Genomic DNA, 6,772 nt, shown 5'->3' with positions numbered 1-6,772 from the left:
GGCACGGACGGACCGTCAGACGGTCGCGACGCCGTTCGCGTACCGCTTCATGTTGTAGGTGCCGAAGCCGTTCTGGACGGGGTCGCCGCTGCCGTTGATGCAGCGCAGGATGCCGCCGCCGGCCGCGTCGTTGAGGCAGACGGTCATCAGGTCGGTGAAGACCACGCCCGGGGTGTCGGGAACCTCGTAGGCGCGGTCGGTGTAGATGTTCGCCTCCAGGTTGAAGAAGCAGTAGCTTCCCAGCCCCCAGGCGAGGTGGTCGGTGACGGAGTCGGCGACCTTGTAGGCGGCGTACCCGTTGGTGGTGCCGTGCACCCAGGCCGACTGGGTGGGCACGTCGTACGGGTGCTCGTTCTGGAAGAAGTACGTACGGCCGTGGTTGCCGTTCCAGACCACCTCGTACTTCTGGTAGTGCTCCACGGCCAGGGCGTAGGCGGTGACGTGCTCGCCGTTGACGAGGAAGCCGGTGTCGGCCGGGTTGACCGACCAGCCGACCGTGCCGTCCAGGCCGTGGTCGGCCCGCCAGAGCCAGAGGTTGTCGCAGATCACGTCGTTGCTGTCGAGCTGGACGCTGACGGCCGCGCCGCCGGGCAGGGACCCGCCGATCCGGGCGTAGACGTCGAAGAGCGCGGTGGGGTCGGCGGAGTGCCTGATCCAGCTGCGGCCGTGGCCGACCCGCAGCAGCACCGGGGAGTGCGCCGAGGCGGCCTCCAGGAGCACACCGGCGACGCTCACCCCGCCGACGTCGGCGACCTCCAGGAGGGAGTTGCCGTGCGCGGCCTGGAGCGTGGCCAGGCCCAGGCCCAGGACGACGGTGCCGGGGCGGTTCACCCGCAGCGGCGCGGACAGCGGGTAGACGCCGGGGGTGAACAGGAGGTGCTGCCCCCGGGCCAGGGCCCGGTTGAGGTCGGCGGCGGAGTCGCCGGACCTGGCCACATGGAAGCCGGACAGCGGGAGGCTGCGTCCCTTGGCCGGACCGTGCGCCCAGCTGGTGCCGGCGCTGTCCCGGCGCAGCGCGGGCACGAAGACGTGGTAGCCGCCGCGGCGGTCCACGGTCAGGAACGGCTTCTCCCGTACGGTCGGGGTCCGGTCGACGGTGGTGTAGGGCGGCGTGGGGAAGGACTGGGCGGGAGCGCCCTGGGTGCCGACGAAGACCATGTTCCAGTTGGAGCCGGTCCAGCTGCCGAAGGTGTCGTTGCGCGACAGCCACTGCTGCTGCGAACCGGACTCCACCTGGCCGTCCACCACGCTGTCGGCGAGGAATCCCCCGCTCGACCACTGGTTGCCGGGCGGGCTCGGCCACAGGGTCATGTCGCCCTTCACGTGGACGCGGCGCATCGGGCCCGCCTGGGCGACCGCCCAGCGCTCCAGCCCGTCCGGCGGGACGATGCTCAGGTTCTCCGCGGCCCGCCAGAAGTTCTGCGTGCCGTTGCCGTCCAACCACTGTGCGTCGACCGTGACATGGCCGTTGATCACCACGTCGTCGGGGCTGTCCCCCAGCCCGAGCACGTGGGTGTAGAACCCCACGTTGACGTCGACGTGGTAGGTGCCGGGCATGAAGGCCAGCGCGTACCGCTCGGTGCCGAACTGGTTGGACTGCTGGGTGGCGAACACGGCGTCGAGCTGCGCCTGGATCGCCGCGTCGCCCATGGACGGCTCGAAGACGAGGACGTTCGGGCCCAGGTCGGTGCCGGCCCGGTGCGCGGGCTGCGGGCGACCGGGGTTCGCGTGGCCGGGCTGCGAGGCGAAGGCTGATCCGGTGGAGATACCGCCGACCAGCGGCACCGCGGCGGCGACGGCCGCCCCGCGGAGCATGGCACGGCGCGTGGGAATGTCGGACACGGCTCTCCCTGAAGTGGTGGGTGGGGAGGAGAACTGCGGCTGGCCCTGAACCGCGTGAGAGCGCTCTCAGGGACGAAGTGAATCATCGCGACTATGCAGCGTCAATAAGACCGACCGGGAAATGGAGGGCGGGTGAAGGAGCGGGTCGAGGGCCGAGTCCGGGCGGTGCCGACGAGGGAGCCATGGCGGGGCGATGGTGACCGAGGAGAAGCCGGCTGGGCGAGAGCCATCGGCCCGCGACGCCGCCCTCCATGTGCCCGTCGGTCCAAGCGGACGGTCATCACTCGACCGGCTGGGAGGCACGATGGAGCGGCCGCTGCGGCGGCAGTTGAAGCCGGCTGGGGCGGCTGTGGCAGCGGGTGAAGGAGTGGCGCCGGCGCGGCGGGCGGCGGCAGCACGGCAGATGGAGGCGTCTCCGGGCGGCGGCAGCACGGCGGGCGAAGGGCTCGGCGGCGGGCGAAAGAGCCAGGGCGGGCGAAGGACCCGCGGCACCGAACGCAACCGTTCTGCCGCGCCACGCGCGACGGTCCGGCCGCGCGCGGGCGCGGCCGGACCGGGACTGCCGGGGTCGCCCGGCATCGCTTACGGGGAAGTGCTCAGCCGGAGCAGGTGATGGTGGGCGCCGCCCAGTCCCCGTGGTCGTAGGCGTTGCCGTCGCCGGCGTCGCCCACCACGAGGTCGAGGGTCTGCACCCCGGTCAGATCGGCGCTGATCTTCTGCGCCGGGTCACCGCCCTTGATCGTGCCGGTGGCCGTCAGCGTCTTACCGTCGCCGAGCACGCTGAACGTGTCGCTGCCCGACGTCCCCGCGTCGTCGTCGTTGCCGACGGTGGAGGTGAACTTCGAGCAGTTGCCGCCCAGGTAGATGCTCACGTCGCTGATCGAGTTCGTGCCCAGGCCCTTCGGGTAGACGGTGCCGTCGATGGTGAGCGGGCTGCCGTCGCCGGCGTTGGTGCCGCCGACCGACTCGTCGCGCTCCACCGGGCCCCAACCGTTCGTGGCCGACAGGAACTCGAGGTCGCTCACGTTGTTCACCCCGGTCGGCGCCGGCGGGTTGGTGACCGCCACCTGCGCGTCCTGCCGCAGCCACTGCGCGACCTCGCCCTGCGCGAAGGTCGCGGTGGCGCCGACCGTCGCGGTCGACGCCTTGTCCACCGGCGCTGTCAACTGCCAGACGGCGGTGGCGCTCTGCCCGGGCCTGATCGCCCCGAACACCTCCGGCTGGGCGTCGAAGGTGAACCCGGGCGCGGTGAGCGAGACGTTGACGCCCTCGGCGGTCTTCGCGCCGGCCGGCACCGACACGGTGGCGGACACCGTCAGGGTCTTGCCGCGCTGCACGCTCTTCGCCGACGGGGTGACCGTCATCGCCGCGGTGGCCTTGCCGCCGCCGGCCTTCTGGAAGGACAGGTTGTCGAACTGGTCGGTGTCGTACGACGTGAGGCCCAGCCCGCCCTGGCCCGCGGTGTAGCTGCCGTCGTGCGCGACGCCGACCTGCTTGCCGTCCACGGACGCGGTGATCGCCGAGCCGCTGAAGGAGAGCCCGAGCCGGTGCCACTTGCCGGTGCCGAGCGCGGTGGTGGAGGACCTGCCGAGCACCGTACGGTTGCCGTCCGCGTCGCTCTTGAGGATCGTCCAGGCGCCGGTGTCGCTGATCTGGAAGTAGTAGCCCTGCTGGTGGGACTGCGGGCGGTTCTGGGTGCCCGCGCGTCCGATCAGCTCGACCGTGCCGGGCTTGGCCAGTTCGACGTCGGACTGCAGCGAGTAGTCCGTCCAGGTCGGGTCGCCGACCAGGGTGAACGCGTCGCTGTCGTCCTGCCATTCGATCGGCTTGACCGGCGCCATCTGCTGCAGGCACATCCCCCGCCGGCCGGCGGCGCACTTCTGCACCTCGAACGAACCCTGCATGTCGGAGAGGTACTTCGCCTCGGTGCCCGCGACATCGTTGTCGAAGCTGTCGGAGTACGGCAGTTCCAGCGCGTGCGCGGCCGGGGCGGTGGCGGTGCCCTTGCCCTGCCCGGTGGTCGTGGTGACCGTGTAGATGTAGCCGGGCTTCATCGTCAGCGCGTACGTGCCGTCGGCCGACGGGGTGATGTCCTGGGTGTGCGCGAAGTCCGTTGCCGCGGAGGGGTTGTTGACGTCGGTGGCCCACACGTGCACGGCGCCCGTGGACAGGCCGCCCTTGACGGTGAAGTTCGCGGTCTGCGCGGCGGTCGCGGTGGTGGTCTCCAGCACCGTCGAATAGTCCTTGCCGTTCGGGGACTTGAGCGTCACGTAGCTGCCGTTGGACTCCGAGCCGCCGAGGTAGCCGGACCCGGTGTCGACGAACTTCCAGCCGGGCTGGGCGAATTGGGTGACCTGCGCGGTCGCCCAGGTGTTCTCGCCGATGCCGTAGTTGCCCGACCAGGGCGAGCCGGCGGTGGCAAGGCCCACGGTCGCGTACGGCAGGTTCGGGTAGACCGCCGCGATCAGCGGCCAGTTGAAGTAGCTGGTCATCTTCGCGTCGACGTAGCCGCGGGTGATGGAGCGGATCAGCGCGGGGGCGCCGGTGTTCATGTCCTGCGAGCCGTTCTCGCTGGCCCACAGCGGCTTGCCGTTGTCCTGCGCGGTCTGCGTGCTGGAGCAGCTCGTCGCCGGACCGCCGTCGCCCTGGCACGGGTAGTGCGCGCCGATGATCGACACGGCCTTGTCGAACGCCGGGTCCTTCGCCATGTCGTCCGCGACGTCCCAGCCGCTGTCGTCCGCGACGATCTGCACGCCCGAGTAGCCGGCGGCGTCCAGCGCGGAACGCAACTGCACGTACCAGTCGGCGTCGTGGCCGCGCTCGTTCCAGCCGCCGAGGTACTTGATGGGCAGGCCGTGCTCCTTGGCGCAACCCAGCCACGAGATCAGGTAGTTGATGGTGTCGGTCGACCAGAAGCCGCCGTTGATCCAGCCGGGCGCGGCCCATGCCAGGCCGTACAGCCCGATGTCCGGGTTGCGCTTGACCGCCTGCTCGGCGAGCCAGAACTCGTAGCCGGCGTTGCAGTTGATCGCACCCTTGGTGTGCTCGATCGAGGGCTCGGAGCCGTCGGTGGAGTTGGCGTCGCCGCCGATCTCCAACTTCAGCAACTGGAGGTTCGCGCCGTAGCCCGGCTTGAACATGTAGTCCAGGATCTGCTTCTGCTGGGCGGCCGGATAGTCCGTCAGCAGACGGGAGTTGCCGCCGCCCCCGCTGATCGCGCCGATCCCGTCGAACGTCCGGCCGCTCTGACCGCCGTCCACGCTGATCGACGTATTGGGGTCCGCATGCGCCGGCGCCGTACTCGCGGCCAGCAGCGCGGCCAGCAGCGCGAGCACCCACAGCGGGGTAAGTCTCCACACACGAGTCAACACTCGGGGCATGACTGACGCCCTTCACTAGAGGAGGATGGCGTCAAGTGTCCCCACCTGTTGAATATTCGGTCAACAGCGCGAACAAAGAAACACAATCAAACATCGCGTCACGTCCGGCCGGGTAGAAACCCTCACCCGGTAGCGCCGGTCCCGTCAGAGGCGGGTGACGAGGAGGGAGATGTCGTCCTGCTGGCCGGCCGGGTCGGCCATGGCGCGCAGCAGGCCGTCGGCCAGGTCGTCCGGGGACAGCGTGCGCAGGTCACGGACCGCGGCGATCAGGCGGTCGATTCCCGCGTCGATGTCCTCGCCGCGCCGCTCGATGAGGCCGTCGGTGTACAGCACCAGGGTGTCGCCCACCTGGTAGTCCAAGGTGGCCTGCGGGCGCGGCACGTGCTCCAGCCGCACCCCGAGCGGCGGGTCGGTGGCCTGGTCCAGCAGTTCGTGGCTGCCGTCGGCGTGCATGAGCACCGGGGGCGGGTGGCCGGCGTTGCTGTACAACACCAGCCGGCTGAGCGGGAAGAGCTGGCACACGAAGGTGGTGGTGGCCGTGGCGCCCTCCTGGACGCGCGCGTACAGGCCGAGCGTCTCCAGGGCGCCGCTGGGGCCGTCGGCGACGCGGACCGCGGCGCTGAGCGCGCTGCGCAGCATGCCCATGACGCTGGCGGCCTCCACTCCGTGGCCTACCACGTCGCCGACGGTCAGCGCCATCCGCCCGTCGGACAGGTCGACGACGTCGTACCAGTCGCCGCAGGCGTTCATGCCCTTCAGCGCCGGCAGGTAGCGCACCACGATCTCGGAGTGTCCGGCCAGGTCGGGCGTGGCGAGCATGGTCCGCTGGAGGGTCAGCGCGACGTCGCCGGTGCGCACCGCCGACTCCTGCAGCCGGATGTTGGCCTGCCGGAGCTCCCTCGCCCTGGTGAACATCTCGGCGCGCGGCGCCTCCGCGGCCGCGTCGTCCTCCGGCGCCCCGCCGTGGTGCGCCGCGTCGTCGCCGGCCCACTCGGAGCGGACGTACTCGGTGACGTCGTCGATCTGGTGGATGATCAGCTCCACCCGCCCGTCGGCGCCGATCACCGGCCGGTTCACCACGTTCCACCAGCGGGGGTCGAACCGGCCGGCCCGGTCCGGCCGGGGCACCGCGAAGCGGTGCAGCATCAGCATGTTCGTCCGGCCGGTCACGAGCGCGGTCTCCAGCGATCTGCGCTGGACCTCGGCGCCGTGCGAGGCCGGATCGGCCGGATCGGGCGGGTAGGCGTCGAAGAAGCCGCGGCCGACCAGCTCCGCCGCTGTCCGGCCGGTGGCCTCGACGTAGGCGTCGTCGACCGCGACGATCGTCAGCTGCCGGTCGAGTACGGCGCAGGCCGCCGGCATCGCGGCGAACAGGGCCGCGTAGTCCAGCCCGGCGCCCTCACCTCCGGCCATCGCGACCACCCGACCTCCCTTGCGCCACCCGGGTCGTACCGCCTGTGCCCTGCCGTGCACGCCAGTCAACCCCGGCGCCCGGGCGGCCGCGCCCAGGCGCACGGACGGCTCGCCCGGACAGCGGAACGCGGCGACGC

General features: G+C 71.2%; 3 protein-coding genes. All 3 read right to left on the bottom strand.

The annotated features are described in order from the left end of the window. Positions 1-15 precede the first annotated feature (15 nt). The gene (locus AC13HU_RS28565) at positions 16-1,815 is read right to left on the bottom strand and encodes an adenylyl cyclase (RefSeq protein ID WP_483044847.1); all 1,800 of its coding nucleotides are present in this window, start codon (positions 1,813-1,815) and stop codon (positions 16-18) included. A gap of 623 nt (positions 1,816-2,438) precedes the next feature. After that, on the bottom strand, positions 2,439-5,201 hold the full coding sequence (locus tag AC13HU_RS28560; protein WP_483044845.1) for an NPCBM/NEW2 domain-containing protein: 2,763 nt from the start codon (positions 5,199-5,201) through the stop codon (positions 2,439-2,441). 165 nt (positions 5,202-5,366) lie between these two features. Then, positions 5,367-6,584, bottom strand: a complete 1,218-nt coding sequence (locus AC13HU_RS28555; RefSeq protein ID WP_483044846.1) for a PP2C family protein-serine/threonine phosphatase — start codon at positions 6,582-6,584, stop codon at positions 5,367-5,369. Positions 6,585-6,772: the final 188 nt, after the last annotated feature.

This window comes from Streptomyces sp. NH27 (genome assembly GCF_056859195.1).
This window is presented reverse-complemented; position numbering and strand designations above follow the sequence as displayed.

Coding starts and splice junctions, on each gene's coding strand:
- AC13HU_RS28565 (WP_483044847.1), bottom strand. CDS start 1,815: ATGCTCCGCGGGGCGGCCGTCGCCGCCGCGGTGCCGCTGGTCGGCGGT.
- AC13HU_RS28555 (WP_483044846.1), bottom strand. CDS start 6,584: ATGCCGGCGGCCTGCGCCGTACTCGACCGGCAGCTGACGATCGTCGCG.